The organism is Campylobacter concisus (assembly GCF_003048535.1).
Taxonomy (GTDB): domain Bacteria; phylum Campylobacterota; class Campylobacteria; order Campylobacterales; family Campylobacteraceae; genus Campylobacter_A; species Campylobacter_A concisus_S.
On record NZ_PIRQ01000004.1, the window covers coordinates 18,261 to 35,029 of the forward strand.

The window sequence follows — 16,769 nt, forward strand, 5'->3', positions numbered from 1 at the left end:
ATGATTCGCATTGCTATCGATGCTATGGGTGGTGATTTTGGTGCAGATCCTATAATATCTGGTGTTATTGATGCACTAAAAGAGACAGAATTTAAAGCTGTATTAGTTGGCGATAGCAATGTCATCAAACCACTCATTCCACAATCTTATTTAAAAAATATCGAATTTTTAGAAGCTAGCGAAGTTATCTCAATGGCAGATGGTGCAACTGATGCACTCAAGAGAAAAGATAGTACGATCTACAAAGCAATTGAACTCTTAAAAAATAAGGAAGTTGATGCTGTAGTTTCTGCTGGTCATAGTGGTGCAACTATGAGTTTAGCTACTCTAAGAATTGGTAGACTAAAAAATATTTCTCGCCCAGCAATTGCAACACTTATGCCAAATTCAAAAGAATCTGCTACTTTAGTTTTAGATGTTGGCGCAAATGTTGATTGCAGAAGTGAGCATCTGTTTCAATTTGCCATAATGGGTGAAGCCTATGCAAAAGAAATTTTAGGTAGGAAAGAGCCAAAAGTTGGTCTTTTATCAAATGGCGAAGAAGAAAGCAAAGGCAATGAAGTTAGCAAAGAAGCCTTTAAATTAGTTTCTAGGCTTGATAGCTTTGTTGGTAATGCAGAAGGCAATCAAATTTTTGATGGTAGTATCGATGTAATGGTTTGTGATGGTTTTATGGGAAATATTCTTTTAAAAACTAGCGAAGGCGTTGCAGATGCTATAGGTAAAATTATCAAAAAACAAATTAAAAAATCACCTCTTGCTATAGCTGGCTCTGTACTCATGAGAAAAGTTTTTAAGACACTTAAAAAACAGGTTAGCTATGACGAATATGGCGGTGCACCACTTCTTGGTGTAAATGGTTGTGTTATCATAAGTCACGGCAAAAGTAATTCAAAAGCTATAAAAAATGCAATTTTTCAAGCAATAAAATTTGCTAATTCAAACATAAATAAAGTTATCGAAGAAGAACTTTCGCACTTTGCAAGGTAAAATATGCCAAAAGCTTCACTGATTTCTATCGCTTCTTATATTCCAGAAAAAATTCTAACAAATTTTGACTTTGAAAAAATGGTTGAAACAAGTGATGAATGGATAGTAAAGCGAACAGGTATCGAGCAAAGGCATATTGCAACTAACGAAACAACAAGTGACCTTGGTACAAAGGCTGGTGAATTAGCCATAAAACGCTCAGGACTTGATAAATCTCAAATAGATGCGATCATCTGTGCCACAATATCTCCAGATCATCTTTGTATGCCTTCTACTGCTTGCAAAATAGCTGCAAATTTGGGTTTAAACTATGGAGTTACAGCATTTGATATAAGTGCGGCTTGTACCGGTTTTATTTATCTTTTAGAACTTGCAAATTCTCTCATTGTTAGCGGTGCCAAAAAGAATGTTTTAATCATTGGGGCCGAAAAATTAAGCTCTATTGTTGACTATACAGATAGAAGCACTTGTATATTATTTGGTGATGGAGCAGGTGCAGCTGTAATTAGTAGTAGTAATGGTAATGAGATCATCGATATCCATACAGCAAGTGACGGCAAACAAGCTGAACTTTTAATAACTCCAGGATGTGGGAGTGTATTTCCAGCTAGCGAGGAAACACTAAAAAATAGGTTAAATTTTATCCATATGAGTGGAAATGAAGTTTTTAAAATAGCAGTTCAAACACTTAGCAAAAGCGTAATAGAAATTCTGCATGCAAATAAAATGCAAAGCGAAGATATTGATTTTTTTATACCTCATCAAGCAAATATAAGAATAATAGATGCAGTAAAAAATAGATTAAATTTTAAAGATGAGCAGTGTGTCTTGACTGTTGCTAAATATGGCAATACAAGCTCTGCTTCAATTCCGATGGCTATAAATGATGCCTACGAAGACGGTCGCATCAAAAATGGTTCAGTTTTGCTTCTTGACGCATTTGGTGGCGGTTTCACATGGGGATCAGTGATTCTAAAATTTGGTGGAAAAAATTTTAGCGACTTACAATAATTACAGTAAGTAATCCTCTAAATTTTTAGTAACGCTTTTACTAATTTCTTTCAAATATTCTCATCAATAAATTTTTAAAAATTCAAATTTTTACCACTTTTAACAAAATCCATTTTCTGTTTTTACCAATAACACTAAATTTGCTAAACAAAAATTTCTAAAATATATTTAAACTAAATTTAATTTTGAATAGATATAATTTCGCAATCAATAAAATTTATTATTAAGGAGAACAAATGTTAGTAACAAAAAAAGCACCTGATTTTACAGCTGCAGCAGTTTTAGGAAACAATCAAATTGTAAATGATTTTAATCTTTATAAAAATATTGGCGAGAAAGGCGCGGTTGTATTTTTCTATCCAATGGATTTTACTTTTGTTTGCCCAAGCGAAATCATCGCATTTGATAAAAGATATGACGAGTTCAAGTCACGTGGTATCGAAGTTATCGCAGTTTCATGCGACAACCAATTCTCTCACTTCGCATGGAAAGAGACTCCAGTAAACAAAGGCGGTATTGGTAAAGTTCGCTTCCCTATCGTAGCTGATATGACAAAATCAATCGCTCGCGGATTTGACGTACTTCTAGAAGATGCTGGTGTGGCACTTCGTGGCTCATTCTTACTAGACAAAGATGGCACTGTTCGTCATGCAGTTATAAACGATCTTCCACTTGGCAGAAACATCGATGAGATGATAAGAATGGTAGATACTATGCTATTTACAAATGAGCACGGCGAAGTTTGTCCAGCTGGCTGGAACAAAGGTGATGCTGGCATGAAACCAAGCACTGAAGGTGTTGCTGACTACCTTTCACACAACGAAGGCAAACTATAATCAACAGAAATTTCTAGGTATCCTTTACCTAGAAATTTCTCCTCCAAATAAATTTAAATACTTTTTTAATATAACTTTTTATATCATAGCCTTGGCTTTAATCAACAACATTCCGGAGACTACATGGATTTTAAAGGCAGGCAAGAGCTTGTAATAAATTGCGAAGATAGCATACTTAAATTAAGAGATAAATTTATCGACGATGGTATCAAATTTTGTAGACAGCTAACATTTATCGTACCGCACGATCAGGTAAAAATTTGCCTTGAAAACATCTTTGATACACTACTTATCCAAAAGCCAAATGCTACGCAGCTACAAGATGATTTAAATAATCTAATACCAAAATCAAACGCAAGAGACGAATTAATCAATTTTCTACTTTTAAATTTGACTTTAAATTTTAGTCACTCTTGCGACAACAGTACCTTCGTAGGTTATTTCGTAAATGCCGTTTCAAGAATCAAAGAAATTTTATGTGGTGCCAAAGACCAGCAAGAAACAAATGTAAAAGACATGATTGAAACCGGAACATTTTTTTATGAAGATCCGATCAATACATTCACTCGTATGAAAAAAGCCAAGGCAAGGCCAGAGCTTTTAAATTTATATGATGGATTAAATATAAAATATGAGGCTGAAATTTTAGAAGTTAAAGAAGATAGTGTCGTTTTTCGCGTGGATATGATGCAAATTTTAGCCATGAAGCAAGACGGCAAAGGTTTTATTTTGCCAAATAGCTTTTTCTCAAAGCCATTATGTGCCGATATTGTTAATTACAATATAGTCAATAAAGGCGTCACTCTTTCAAATTTCTTACGAAATACGACGATGTACGCATATAAAAGAAAATTCCAACGTATCTTGCCAAATCGTTTTACCAAAACTATTATCAAAGGCAAGCAAGACAAGATCGAAGGTAGCCTTTATGATGTTTCTGAAGGCGGTATAAGCGTATTAAGCCCGCAAACTACAAATTTTCAAGATGGAGAAGAGCTAGAAGCGACCTTTGAAATCTTAATCGCACCAGACAAAGTAAAAAACGTAACTTTAAAGCTAAGACTTGTTACAGAACTAGCATATAAAGGCTACATCAGATACTGCATGAAACTCATTGATGATGATGATGAAACGATAAAAGATTTTACGCAAAAGCGCATAAAAGAGACGCTTGACGAGCTTCGCTCACGTATAAATTTATACGAATAAGGCAGTTAGTGAAAACAATACAAGAAAATTTAAAACTTTTTTATATCGGACTAAAAGACAAAGAGCCATTTTTTTATAAAAATAAGGATCTAAACACCCACGCAGCTATCATAGGTATGACAGGTAGCGGTAAAACAGGCCTTGGTATCACGCTTTTAGAAGAAGCCTGCATAGACAATATCCCTTCTATCATCATCGATCCAAAGGGCGACATCACAAATTTAGCCCTCACTTTTCCGCAGATGAGGCCGGAGGATTTTTTACCATACATAGATGAAGCAGAAGCGGCTAATAAAGATCAAAGCGTAGAGGAATTTGCCGCTGCTCAAGCCGAGCTTTGGAAAAACGGCATAGAGTCGAGCTTTCAAGATCTTGAGAGAGTAAAAATTCTAAAAGAGAGCGCTAGCTTTAACATCTACACACCAAAAAGCTCAGCTGGCATAGGCGTGGCGCTACTTAGTGACTTTGCCTGCCCAAATATCACTGACGAAGAAAATTTTAGCAACTATATAAATTCGCTTGCAGCCTCGGTATTATCTCTTGTGGGTATAAATTCCGAGGACATGAACTCAAAAGAACAGCTGCTCATCTCAACCATATTTGAGACTAAATTTAAAGAGCAAAAAGACGTCAGCATCGAAGAGCTAATAAATTTTATCGCAAATCCGCCTTTTAAAAAGATAGGCGTTTTTGACGTCGATACCTTCTATCCAAGCAGTGAGCGCCTAAAGCTTGCCATGAAGATAAACGCTCTCATCGCAAGCCCAAGTTTTAAAGGCTGGACTCAAGGCGTTAGACTAGAAATTTCAAAGATGCTATTTGACAAAAACGGCAAAGCAAAGTGCAATATCTTTACGATCTCGCATCTAAATGACGCTGAGAGGATGTTTTTTGTCACCCTTTTGCTAAACGAGATCATCGCGTGGATGCGCGGCACCGAGGGTACAAGCTCACTTAGAGCGATCCTATATATGGACGAAATTTTTGGATTTTTCCCACCAAACGCAAACCCACCATCAAAAACGCCTATGCTTACACTATTAAAGCAAGCTCGTGCGTTTGGCCTTGGTTGTATATTGAGCACACAAAATCCAGTAGATCTTGACTACAAAGGCCTTAGCAACATCGGCACTTGGTTTATCGGCCGCCTCCAAACAGCCCAGGACAAAGCACGCGTGATCGACGGGCTAAGCGGCATCGCAGGCTCAAGCTTAGACAAAGCTTCACTTGAAAATCTCATATCAAATTTAGCCAAAAGAAATTTCATACTTAAAAATATAAACGAAGATGGCTTAAACGTCATCTCCACGCGCTGGGCGCTTAGCTATCTAAAAGGTCCGCTTAGTCGCGAACAAATTTCAAATTTGATGAAAGAGCAAAAAGAAAATTTATCTAATACAAGGATCGATAAAAGTGAGATAAAATTTAGCATAAAGCCCATAATCTCAAATGAAATCATGCAACTTTATACTAATTCAAAAACCCTTACACCAAACCTACTTGCAAGCGCAAAGGTGAGAATTTATGATACTAAAAAAGGCATCGATAGCGTTTATGAAGTAAGCTATCTTTATGAGCTTAATGAAAATGACAAAGAGCCAAACTGGAGTGAGGCTAGCGAAGGCATGCGCGTTGATGCGAGTGAAAATGAGCCAAGCGGTGCAAGCTTTGCCGCTGTGCCAAATTTCATCTTAAAAGCTAAAAATTTTGACAATATCCAAAAAGATTTTAAAGAGTATCTGTATAGAAATTTTAAATTTAATACCTTTGAGGCATTGGGAATTTATTCAAAAAACAATGAAAAAAAGGAGCAGTTTTATATCAGGCTTCAAGATAGGTGCAATGAAATTTTAGAAGAACAAACTGCAAAACTCACAGCTAAATTTGAAAAAGAGCGAAAAAGCTTACAAGACAAGCTAAACAAGGCTCTAGCAAAGCTTGATAAAGAGCAAAAAGAGATGACTACAAGTGGGCTTGATGCTGCCATAAATATAGGCGCCAGCATACTTGGAGCGATATTTGGCAACAAGCTTTTATCTCGTCAAAATGCGGGCAAGATCGCATCAAGCGCAAGAAGCGCAAATAGAGTCTTAAAAGAGCGAAGTGATGTAAAGCTTAGTGAGCAAAGTGTAAATGATATAAATTTAGCCATTAGCGAACTTGAGGAGAAATTTGAAAAAGAAAGTGACGAGCTAAAAGAAGCGAACAATATAAAAAATATCAACATAAATGAAATACAAATTTCACCAAAGAAAAGCGATATCTATGACGAGAAAGTCGTACTTTTGTGGAGATGATTTATAAAATAATTAGTATTTTTTTACTATCATTTCTCTTTAAATTTAAAAGGTAAAATATGCAAAATTTAATACTTTATGCCGTTAGTTATTTACTTGGAAGCATTCCGTCTGGCCTTATTCTTGCAAAAATTTTTGGGCATGTTGATATAAAAAACGAAGGTAGCAAGAGCATCGGTGCGACAAATGTTTTAAGAGTTTTAAAACAAAAAGATCCAAAACTAGCCAAGAAACTAGCCATTTTAACAATAGTTTGTGACGTATTAAAAGGCGTTTTACCACTCATGGTCGCCTCTTCTATTGGTGCAAGCCAAAGCGTGCTTTGGACTATGGCGGTTTTAAGCGTGGCTGGACATTGTTTTTCTATATTTTTGGGCTTTCAAGGTGGCAAAGGCGTGGCAACTGGAGCTGGAGTGATCGCATTTTTCTTACCAGTTGAGATCATAATCGCTCTTGTCGTTTGGTTTTTGGTCGGTAAATTTTTAAAAATTAGCTCTCTTGCTTCACTTTGTGCGTTGATAGCTCTCATAGCATCAAGCTTCATCATCCATCCAGAGTTAGATGAAATTTACACACACGCTCCGATACTAATCATCGCATTTTTGGTGGTTTATAAACACATACCAAATATCGTTCGCCTGCTTTCAGGCAAGGAGAAAAAAGTCGTATGAAAAGTGAAATGACGACGATCATTAAAGATTATAAATTTGAAACGATCATCGGAATGCTTGATTTTGAGCGAGTCACTAAGCAAGAGGTGCAAATGAATCTAGAAATTTGCTCAACTAGTTTTATTGATTATGTTTTAATTATTGACTTTGTTAAAAATTTTTATAATGAAAGACGGTTCCAAAGCGTTGAAGAGTCGCTTGAAGAAACCAGCAAAGCGTTAAAAGAGAAATTTGGCTCACTCACTAGCCTTAAAATGGAAATTTTAAAAACTGAAATTTTGCCAAATGCAGTTGTTGGAGCAAAAATAAACACTATTTTTTAAAAATTTATTAAACTATCTTGAAATATTGCTTAATTTATGATACAATCGCCCATAAATTTTAGTTTAAGGAAGCAAAATGCGTATTTTAATAGTTGAAGATGAAGTGACACTAAATAAGACGATTGCTGAAGGTTTGCAAGAGTTTGGCTATCAAACTGATAGCTCTGAAAATTTTAAAGATGCCGAGTACTATATAGGCATAAGAAATTACGATCTAGTTTTGACCGATTGGATGCTTCAAGATGGTGATGGCATAGATCTTATAAACATCATCAAACACAAATCTCCACGCACTTCAGTTGTAGTTCTTTCTGCAAAAGATGACAAAGAAAGCGAAATAAAAGCACTTAGAGCTGGTGCTGATGACTATATCAAAAAACCATTTGATTTTGACATCTTAGTAGCTAGACTTGAAGCAAGACTACGCTTTGGCGGTACAAATATTATAAAAATCGATGAGCTCATCATCAATCCAGATGAGGAGAAAATCACATATTTGGGTCGTGATATTGAGCTTAAGGGTAAACCTTTTGAAGTCCTAACTCATCTTGCAAGACACTCAGATCAGATCGTATCTAAAGAGCAACTACTTGATGCTATCTGGGAAGAGCCAGAGCTTGTAACTCCAAACGTCATTGAAGTCGCTATCAACCAAATCCGCCAAAAAATGGATAAACCACTAAATATTTCAACAATTGAAACTGTTAGAAGACGCGGATATAGATTTTGTTTTCCCAAAAAAGCCTAAGGAATAGATTTATACTACAATTAGCATCTGGTGCTATGATGCTAATTGTAGTTATTTCGGTAATGCTTTATCACTATATAAGGGTTACCGTTTTTCAAAGTGTAGTTAATGAGCTAAACTATCAAGCTGAAGCTTATAAAAAAAATCCTCAAAATTTCAATCCTTTAAATTCAAAAACATTTACGATAGAAAATCCAAACAAAACTCTAGCAACGATAAAAATAGACGAGCCACAAGATAAAGAAACATATATCGTAACGCAAAAATCAAAGGATCAGAGTAAAACTTTTTTAATAACAAAACTCGATCAAAGCAGTTATTTAAGCCTAGAAAAAGATACTACTCTTCAAGCTCATATAGTAGAAGAAATTTTTATAGATATTATAATCGTAAATGTATCAGCGATACTTTTGGTGCTTTTTTATGCACTATTTTTATCAAGAATGCTTTTAATACCTATAAAAATTTTAAGTCACAAGCTTACAAATTTAGACGAAAAATTTCTTCATGAGATCGATATAAAAAGTCTACCAGATGAGTTTTTGCCACTTGGGCAGAGCATAAATAGACTAATCTCTCGAATCCAAACATTTGTCTTATACCAAAAAGAACTTTTTGTAGGCGTGGCACATGAGTTAAAAACACCGCTGGCTGTAATGAAAACAAAAAATGAAGTTACGCTTTTAAAGCCACGCGAGAGTGAAAAATATATCGAGGCTCTAAAATCAAATAATGAAGCTATAAACGGCATGAACGCGATGATAAGTTCTGTGCTTGAGATCGGCCGCCAAGAGGGAGCTCAGTTTGAAGAGCCAGTAAATACCGATGTTATAGGATTTTTAAAAAAACTTGCTAAAAACTATGAGATACTTGCAAAAAATGATGAAAAAAATATAAAACTAGATCTAAAACCAGAAATTTTGAATCTAAAAATACAAACTAGCTTACTAACCCACATTGTGCAAAATTTTGTTCAAAATGCCATTAAATTTTCACCAAAAAATAGCACCATTACGATTAGCTCTAAGCTCATAAAAAATAAATTTATCATCGAAGTAATAGATGAAGGAATAGGCATAGATGAGAGCAAAGATTTATTTGCTCCATTCAAAAGATATGGCGACAAAGGCGGTGCTGGGCTTGGGTTGTTTCTAGCTAAAGGTGCAGCGCAGGCTCTTGGTGGCGAAGTAGATATTAAAAATAGAAACGATAGAAGCGGTGCAGTCGCAAGCCTAGTTTTAAATATAAAAGGATAAAAATGGCAAAGAGAACCGCAGTAATTGACCTTGGCTCAAATTCTATGCGAATGGCGATATTTGAGAGAACGTCACGCTTAGCGTTTTTTATATTAGCTGAATATAAAACAAAGGTTCGCCTAGGTGAAGGCGGATATGGCTCAAACAATGAAATATCCGAAAGCTCGATGGAAAAAGCGCTAAAGGCTTTTAGAGAATTTTCAAATATCATAAAAAGCTACAAATGCAATAAAGTCTTATGTGTTGGTACTTCAGCGCTTAGGGACGCTCCAAACGCAAATGTTTTGATCTCTCTTTTAAGAAAAAAACTTGGCATAAATTTAAAAGTCATAGACGGCAAAGAAGAGGCTACTTTTGGTGCAATCGCGGCCAAGAATTTACTCCATAACATCGCTGAATGCGTCACTATCGATATCGGTGGCGGATCAACTGAACTTGCCAGAATAAGCAAAGGCAAAATAATAGATACGCTCTCACTTGACATTGGCACAGTTAGATTAAAAGAGCTTTTTTTTGATAAAAAAAACTTAAATAAGTTGCCAAAATTTTTAGAACAAGTTACAAAACAGATAGATGAGCGATTTAAATGCCAAAATATAATCGCTATTGGTGGCTCTCTTAGAGCGATATCATCTGCCATAATGAGCAAAAATTTATATCCACTCTCATCACTGCATGGCTTTTGCTACAAGCTTAGCGACGAGCAAGCCTATATCGAGAGCATCGCAAATATTAGCGTGCTTGAGCTAAATAAATTTCCTATTAAAAAAGACAGATACGACACCATTAGAGAGGGTGCACATATCTTTTTGGCCCTCACCAAAGCTCTGAATGCCAAAAATATTATAACAAGTGGGGTTGGCGTAAGAGAGGGAGTGTTCTTAAAAGATTTTTTACGCCCTAGCATTAAATTTCCGCAAAATTTTAATCCAAGTATCAAAAGTTTGCAAGATCGTTTTATATTATCATGTAATAAATCGGTCACAAGATATGCAAAAGATATATTTATGGTATTAAAAAAGCTTCACGGTTTAAGCGATAACTATCTTGAAGTGCTTTTAGTTGCTACAAAACTTCACAATGTCGGTCAAGAGATTGGCTTTTATGGCGATCATAAAAACTCAGCCTATATAGTCCTAAATGCCTTAAATTATGGCTTTTCGCATGAACAAAAAGCATTGATTGCAGTAGTAATTGGCACAAACGGAAAGAAAAACATCTATGAATTTGAGCGATATAAAAATTTACTTCCAAAAGCCGAGTGTATAAGATGGCTAAGTTTTATACTCTCACTAGCAAAGGCACTTGATCTAACCTGTGAAAGGCCAAATCTAAACTTCGAATTTAGTGGGCATACGCTAAAAATAGAAGGCGCAAAAGAATTCGCTATGGCAAAAGAAGAGATAAAAAAGATCACAAAACCTGAAATTTTTGCTATTTCGTTTGTATAAATTTTGAAACTAGCTTTAACGCTAAAAATTTTAGGCAAGTAAAGTTAAAAATTTACACAGACTAAGACATGCTTATTGGATGAGAATTTTAGCTAAAACTACTAAAATTCTCCGCTCATTTTATCTTTATAGTTACTTAAACTATTTTTTCGCTCTTCTAAAAATGAGCTTAGTTTTTTCTTGTTTTCTTCAAAAAATATAGCAAAATCTTGCTCATTTTGTATCTTGTCTTCACCAAAGCTATCAAGCATTACATTTGAGCTACCAACTATCACTAAATAACGCCTATTTTCATAGCTTAATAGCATTAGTTTATTCGTGCGATCAAGATATTTTTCATATATTATATTGACGTTACTATTTTGATTTTTAAGTAGCCAGTTCATTGATTTTGTATCATTTTGAGACTGATTTCTAGGTGCTTTAAATCCGCCAAAATCATTACTCTTTGAAGTAATATATCTTTTAAATACATATAAAAATACAAGAAGCGCAATAAGCACACTTAAAACTATAAAATATCTTGAGTCTATATTCAGCATAGGCTCTTCATCTATCTTTGGAGTGCTAGGGCTCTCTATTTTTGCACTAGCTTGAGGCATATTTTGTATTTGAGATTTTGCATTTTTTAGAGTTACACGAATGCGGAGCCCAAAACTATCAGTCGTCTTTGAAGCATTTACGATAATAGCATCATTTGAGCGCAAATTTAAGACAAGCGAGTTTTGCTTTGGCTCTATCTCAAGCTCTTGAATAATCTTTGAGTTTATGTCTTTACTAGCACTTTGATCGTAATTTAGCGAATTTAATATCAAAGATGTTGTGTCTTTTTCGCGCTTTTGAAAGATATTTCCTTCATAAGGTGCATCAAAGCTAAGCATAATATCGACTCTATCAGCACGTTCATAGATATTGTAAGTTAATAGGTTTGAAGCTAAAATTTGAGTTGCAAAAAGTAAGAAAAATAGTATAAATTTCATAAAAGTTCTTTTTTGAAGTACTGAATAACTGACTTTGAATCCAAAATTTCATTTATCCTGATGGCTAAATTTTTCTCATAAACCATTACTTCGCCTTTTCCAAAAATTCTATTATTTATATATAGCTCCACGCTCTCGCCAGCTGGTTTTTCGAGATCTATGACCGAGCCAGCTTCAAATTTCAAAAGCTCATTTATACTAACCGTGGTAGTTCCTAGCTCAGCTATAAAATCAACGCTTATATCCATAAGCTCATCATAGCTCTTAAAAAGCCCTAGCTGCTCTAGCGTCTCTATCGCACTCTCGTCGTTCATTGTATGTTGTAGCCTATTTGAAATGTTCTATTCTTTATTTTATATACAAATTTCTCTTTTAGTTTGATGCCAAAATTTTCAACTTCACCTAAAAATTCAGGCGTTCCAAGTTTATAAGCATTTGGCTCTTTTTCGTTTAGCAAATTTTTAGCTTTGCCAATAATCTGATTTGCTATCTCCTTACAAAGATCATCCAGATCACCACCATCAACATCTTCGTGACCAAAAAAGGCATTCATGAAAATTTTCAAAGTATCTTTTTTAAAAAATAGGTAAAAATAATACTCGCTTTTGCCCTTATAGACTGGTATGCTAGCTCCGTAAAATCCTTTACCTAGACTCTTGCCAAACTCTAAATCTAGCTCTAAAGTATCCTTGCAAAGATAGCTTGTAGCTTCATCTATAACTTTTCTCATATCTCTTCCTTAAGACTTGAAATGCATTTTCAATTATACTTTGGCTTTACTAAATTAGCTATAAATTTATTAAGCATTTTAAAAGAGTTTATCTATCTCTTTTACTAGCTTTTCACCGCTAAAATCGGCACAAAGCTTAACTATTTGCGTACCTATTATCGCTCCGTCAGCATATTTTTTTACCTCATTAACATCATCTTTGTTTTTTATACCAAAGCCTACAGCCACTGGCAGATCACTCTTTTTCTTAAGCTCTAGGACCAAATTTTTTATCCTGTCTTCATCAGCCCTTTTTGAGCCACTAACGCCTATCGCACCAAGAGCATAAATAAATCCTGAGCCAAATTTTAAAATTCCATCCGCCCTACCCCCAGAGGTGACGCTGATAAGTGGTATCAGGCTTAATTTTAGCTCCTTACATTTTAGAGCAAATTCCTCACACTCCTCGCAAGGCAGATCAGGCACGATAAAGCCGCTCACTCCTGCCTCAACCGATCTTTTTAGAAATTTATCAACGCCGTAAGCAAAGATGATATTAAAATAGACCAGAAAAACAAGTGGCTTTGTCACTTTTGTCTTGCAACTCTCAAGCATGTCAAAGACGACGTCCGTATTTACGCCATTTTGCACCGTCTCAAAGCTAGCTTGCGCGATGAGCTTACCGTCAGCCAGCGGATCAGAGTAAGGGATGCCGATCTCTACTAGATCAAGCGTGCTCTCATCTAAATTTTCTAAAAATTCCTTCGTTTTTTCTAGGCTTGGATATCCAGCCACGATGTAGCCGATGTTTGCTTTTTTGCCGCTAAATGCGCTTCTTATCTTATCCATAAATTTTTCCTTTTTCGTAGCCGATAACTGTGTTTATGTCCTTATCGCCCCTGCCTGAGACGTTTACGACTATGACGCTTTTTTTATCTAGTTTTGGGCAAAGCTTTTCTAGATATGCCAGTGCATGCGCGCTTTCGATGGCTGGGATGATGCCCTCCATTTTGCTTAAGAAATAAAGAGCGTTTATGCACTCATCGTCCGTTACGGCTTCGTATTTTACCCTTTTGATGTCGTTTAGATGGGCGTGCTCTGGGCCGATACCTGGGTAGTCTAGGCCTGCTGAGATGCTGTGAACTGGCGAGATCATGCCGTACTCATCTTGCAAGACGGTCGTTTTCATGCCGTGGATGATGCCAGTCTTGCCTTTGCTAAGAGTAGCTGCATGATAAGGCGTCTCTATACCAAGACCGCCAGCCTCGATACCTACTAAATTTACACTCTTATCGTCTAAAAATGCACTAAAAATTCCAATGGCATTACTGCCGCCACCAACACATGCGATGACGTAGTCGGCCTTTTTGCCGTAGTCTGCTAGCTGAGCTTTGGCCTCTGTACCAATGATGCTTTGAAAATCACGCACGATCTTTGGATACGGGTGAGGGCCGACGGCTGAACCGATGACGTAAAACGCACTCTCTATCTCATTTACCCACGCTTGAATAGCCGCTGTAGTCGCCTCTTTTAGCGTTTTTAGACCATCTTCTACGCTCACCACTTTTGCGCCAAGAAGCTGCATGCGAAAGGCATTTAGCTGCTGTCTAGCCACGTCCGTAGCACCCATATAGACATCACACTCTAAGCCCAAAAGTGCCGCTGCAGTCGCTGTTGCCACGCCATGCTGTCCAGCTCCAGTCTCAGCTAAAATTTTCTTTTTACCCATTTTTTTGGCAAGCAGTGCTTGAGCCAGGGCGTTATTTATCTTATGCGCGCCGGTGTGATTTAGATCCTCTCTTTTTAGGTAAATTTCATGTCCGTAGTGCTCACTCAGGCGCTTTGCAAAAAAGAGCGGACTAGGCCTGCCAACATAGTTTTTAAGCAGATCATCAAGCTCGTCTTTAAACTCTTTTGTTTTTGCGATACTGGCATAGGCGTTTTCTAGCTCATCAAGAGCAAACATCACCGTCTCAGGCACAAACTGCCCGCCAAATTTTCCAAAATATGCTTTAGTGTTCATTTTCTACCTCACCTATGATCTTTAAAATTCTCTCTATCTTTTGCGCATCTTTTATGCCGTTTTCGTCCTCGACTTTGGAGTTGATATCGACTAGATATGGCTTAAATTTCAGCGCCTCTTTTATGTTGTGCTCGCCTATGCCTCCAGCCATGCCAAATTTAAACTTAACCTCTTTTAAAATTTCCCACTCAAAGCTAGTGCCGTTTCCGCCAGCATTTTCGCCCTTGCAGTCAAAAAGCGCCATGTCAAAATGCTTAAAATCAACCTCTGGCAAGCTATCTTTCACGCTAAAAACCTGCCAAATCTCAAGCCCCATATCTTTTAAATTTGTCTCTAAATTTTCACTCACCACTCCATGCACTTGAGCCACATCAAGACCAGCAAACTGGCAAATTTCTATTATCTCGCACTCACTTTGCTCAGCAAAAACGCCAACTACTTTTTTACTCTTGTTGTGAGCAAATTTCGCTATCTGCCTAGCTAAATTTAGCTCAACCCTTCTTTTACTTTTAGCAAATATTAACCCGATAAAATCAACATCCAAAGCACAAACCGCACTCGCCTCATCTAGCGTTTTGATACCACAAATTTTAACTAGCGCCATTAGCCCCAGCCTTTATAAACTCTTCATAAAATTTATACGCCCTGCCAGAATTTATCGCCTCTAGCACCATTTTTTTAGCCTCGTCTGGATTATTTGCGCCATCAGCTGCATAAAGCGCAAACATCGCGTTAAAGACAACGATGTCAAATTTCGCCCCCTGCTCCTCGCCTTTTAGCGTGCGGATCAAGGTTTTGGCGTTTTCTTCAGGTATGTCGCCCTCGATATCGCTGTGAAGCGCTCTTTTAAAGCCAAACTGCTCTGGCGTGATGCTGTACTCAAAAATTTCGCCATTTTTTAGCTCCACAACGCTTGTTTCACTACAAAGCGTGATCTCGTCCAGTCCGTCATCGCCGCGGACGACTAGAGCGTGCTTTCTGCCAAGGATTTTAAGTGTCTGGGCGTAGAGTTTTAAGACAGGCTTATGATAGACGCCAACTAGCTGATTTGTAAGGTTTAAATTTGGATTTAAAAGCGGTCCAAGCACGTTAAAGACGGTCCTTATGCCAAGTCTTTGGCGCACTTCTCTGACCCCACCAACTAGCGGATGAAAAAATGGCGCATGAAAAAAGGCTAAATTTTTACTAGCTAAATTTTCACGCTGTTTTGCCAGTGATTTTTCACTTTTTACGCCTAAAATTTCAAGCACATCAGAGCTACCTGACTTGCTTGAAACTGCCTTGTTGCCGTGTTTTGCGACCTTTATGCCAAGGCTTGCAAGGATAAATGCCACAGTTGTTGAGATATTTATCGTCTTAAAGCCGTCGCCTCCAGTGCCGCAAAGATCGATCATAGGCGTATCGTCGCGGTAAGTTTGCGAGTATTTTAGGATATTTTTTGCAAGCGCAGCGAGGCTTTTTGGATAGAGGCTCTTTTCGCTAATTAGCACCAAAAGGGCTGAAAGCTGCACGATCTCGTATTCTTTACTAGCTATTATCTCGCAAATTTGCTCAAAGTCGCTATCATCAAGCGGTATGCTCTCTTGAAGCTTGATAAGATATGGCTTAAGAGAGCGAATTTTTGGCTCTTTAACCTCATCTTTTGCCTTGTAATTTACAAAATTTTCAACTATCTTTTTGCCGTATTGTGTAAAGTAGCTCTCAGGGTGAAACTGGATGCCAAAGATCGGCTTATCTTTTACGCTAAGTGCCATTACTACGCCATCATCGCTCACCGCATCAGCGCTTAAGCTAGCTGGGAGCTCATCGACATAGAGCGAGTGGTAGCGCATAACCTCAAAGCGCTCAGGCAACCCATCAAAAAGTGGCTCTTTATTTTTCACGTCAATAAATGAGGTTTTGCCATGAAGTGGGTCATCTAGTCTTTTTATCTTTGCACCGTAACTAAGCCCTATAGCTTGGTGTCCAAGGCAAATGCCAAGCACCGGCACGCCAAGATCGGCTTTTAGAATTTCTAAACAAACTCCGCTATCTTTTGGGTGCTTTGGTCCTGGGCTTAAAATGATCTTGTTTGGGTTTAGTTTTTTGATCTCATCAAGTGTAATCTTGTCATTTCTAACGCATCTAACCTCTTCATCTGTAAGCTCTTTTACATATTGCTCAACATTAAAAACAAAACTATCGTAATTATCTATGAGTAAAATCAACCTATATCCTTTAAATTTAGCAGCGGTTGTGCCTTGGCTAAATTTCTATAATTTTAGG

At 37.0% G+C, this 16,769-nt stretch carries 17 protein-coding genes; 10 read left to right on the forward strand and 7 right to left on the reverse strand.

Translation table 11 applies throughout. The features are described from left to right. From plsX to CVS93_RS04705, 10 genes are all read left to right on the forward strand, one after another. Nucleotides 1–990: a phosphate acyltransferase PlsX gene (gene plsX, locus CVS93_RS04660; RefSeq protein ID WP_072594492.1), complete on the forward strand. Its 990-nt coding sequence runs from the start codon at nucleotides 1–3 to the stop codon at nucleotides 988–990. Nucleotides 991–993: 3 nt separating this feature from the next. Beyond that, nucleotides 994–2,001, forward strand: coding sequence for a beta-ketoacyl-ACP synthase III (locus tag CVS93_RS04665; protein ID WP_107686763.1), 1,008 nt, complete (start codon nucleotides 994–996; stop codon nucleotides 1,999–2,001). A 236-nt stretch (nucleotides 2,002–2,237) separates the two neighbouring features. Further along, nucleotides 2,238–2,837: a peroxiredoxin gene (locus tag CVS93_RS04670; RefSeq protein ID WP_021091673.1), complete on the forward strand. Its 600-nt coding sequence runs from the start codon at nucleotides 2,238–2,240 to the stop codon at nucleotides 2,835–2,837. 123 nt (nucleotides 2,838–2,960) lie between these two features. Beyond that, nucleotides 2,961–4,046: a PilZ domain-containing protein gene (locus CVS93_RS04675; RefSeq protein WP_107686764.1), complete on the forward strand. Its 1,086-nt coding sequence runs from the start codon at nucleotides 2,961–2,963 to the stop codon at nucleotides 4,044–4,046. 8 nt (nucleotides 4,047–4,054) lie between these two features. Then, complete coding sequence (locus CVS93_RS04680; RefSeq protein WP_107686765.1) at nucleotides 4,055–6,343, forward strand: helicase HerA domain-containing protein; 2,289 nt, start codon at nucleotides 4,055–4,057, stop codon at nucleotides 6,341–6,343. 59 nt (nucleotides 6,344–6,402) lie between these two features. Beyond that, the gene (plsY, locus tag CVS93_RS04685) at nucleotides 6,403–7,014 is read left to right on the forward strand and encodes a glycerol-3-phosphate 1-O-acyltransferase PlsY (RefSeq protein ID WP_107686766.1); all 612 of its coding nucleotides are present in this window, start codon (nucleotides 6,403–6,405) and stop codon (nucleotides 7,012–7,014) included. After that, nucleotides 7,011–7,337, forward strand: a complete 327-nt coding sequence (locus CVS93_RS04690; RefSeq protein WP_107686767.1) for a dihydroneopterin aldolase — start codon at nucleotides 7,011–7,013, stop codon at nucleotides 7,335–7,337. The genes plsY and CVS93_RS04690 overlap by 4 nt, the downstream gene beginning before the upstream one ends. A 76-nt stretch (nucleotides 7,338–7,413) precedes the next feature. Beyond that, nucleotides 7,414–8,085 carry a homeostatic response regulator transcription factor HsrA gene (hsrA, locus tag CVS93_RS04695; protein WP_021091657.1) on the forward strand — a complete coding sequence of 224 codons (672 nt, stop codon included), beginning with the start codon at nucleotides 7,414–7,416 and terminating at the stop codon, nucleotides 8,083–8,085. Nucleotides 8,086–8,123: 38 nt separating this feature from the next. Next, the gene (locus CVS93_RS04700; RefSeq protein WP_199907234.1) at nucleotides 8,124–9,341 is read left to right on the forward strand and encodes a sensor histidine kinase; all 1,218 of its coding nucleotides are present in this window, start codon (nucleotides 8,124–8,126) and stop codon (nucleotides 9,339–9,341) included. A 2-nt stretch (nucleotides 9,342–9,343) separates the two neighbouring features. Beyond that, nucleotides 9,344–10,792, forward strand: coding sequence for a Ppx/GppA phosphatase family protein (locus tag CVS93_RS04705; RefSeq protein WP_107686768.1), 1,449 nt, complete (start codon nucleotides 9,344–9,346; stop codon nucleotides 10,790–10,792). Between the two features lie 101 nt (nucleotides 10,793–10,893). Here CVS93_RS04705 and CVS93_RS04710 read toward each other — a convergent pair whose 3' ends face one another. The 7 genes from CVS93_RS04710 to trpD all read right to left on the reverse strand — a co-directional run bounded on the left by CVS93_RS04710 (nucleotide 10,894) and on the right by trpD (nucleotide 16,711). Further along, nucleotides 10,894–11,772 (reverse strand): excinuclease ABC subunit A, encoded by an 879-nt coding sequence (locus tag CVS93_RS04710; protein ID WP_107686769.1) that lies wholly within the window; start codon nucleotides 11,770–11,772, stop codon nucleotides 10,894–10,896. Beyond that, nucleotides 11,769–12,086 (reverse strand): flagellar motor switch protein FliN, encoded by a 318-nt coding sequence (gene fliN, locus CVS93_RS04715; RefSeq protein ID WP_021091807.1) that lies wholly within the window; start codon nucleotides 12,084–12,086, stop codon nucleotides 11,769–11,771. The genes CVS93_RS04710 and fliN overlap by 4 nt, the downstream gene beginning before the upstream one ends. Further along, complete coding sequence (locus CVS93_RS04720; protein WP_107686770.1) at nucleotides 12,083–12,502, reverse strand: chemotaxis protein CheX; 420 nt, start codon at nucleotides 12,500–12,502, stop codon at nucleotides 12,083–12,085. Before CVS93_RS04720 ends, fliN begins: the two co-directional genes overlap by 4 nt. A 78-nt stretch (nucleotides 12,503–12,580) precedes the next feature. Further along, nucleotides 12,581–13,330, reverse strand: coding sequence for a tryptophan synthase subunit alpha (trpA, locus tag CVS93_RS04725; protein ID WP_107686771.1), 750 nt, complete (start codon nucleotides 13,328–13,330; stop codon nucleotides 12,581–12,583). Then, on the reverse strand, nucleotides 13,323–14,504 hold the full coding sequence (trpB, locus tag CVS93_RS04730) for a tryptophan synthase subunit beta (protein WP_107686772.1): 1,182 nt from the start codon (nucleotides 14,502–14,504) through the stop codon (nucleotides 13,323–13,325). The genes trpA and trpB overlap by 8 nt, the downstream gene beginning before the upstream one ends. Then, nucleotides 14,494–15,108: a phosphoribosylanthranilate isomerase gene (locus tag CVS93_RS04735; protein WP_107686773.1), complete on the reverse strand. Its 615-nt coding sequence runs from the start codon at nucleotides 15,106–15,108 to the stop codon at nucleotides 14,494–14,496. Before CVS93_RS04735 ends, trpB begins: the two co-directional genes overlap by 11 nt. Next, on the reverse strand, nucleotides 15,095–16,711 hold the full coding sequence (trpD, locus tag CVS93_RS04740; protein WP_107686774.1) for an anthranilate phosphoribosyltransferase: 1,617 nt from the start codon (nucleotides 16,709–16,711) through the stop codon (nucleotides 15,095–15,097). Before trpD ends, CVS93_RS04735 begins: the two co-directional genes overlap by 14 nt. Nucleotides 16,712–16,769 lie beyond the last annotated feature (58 nt).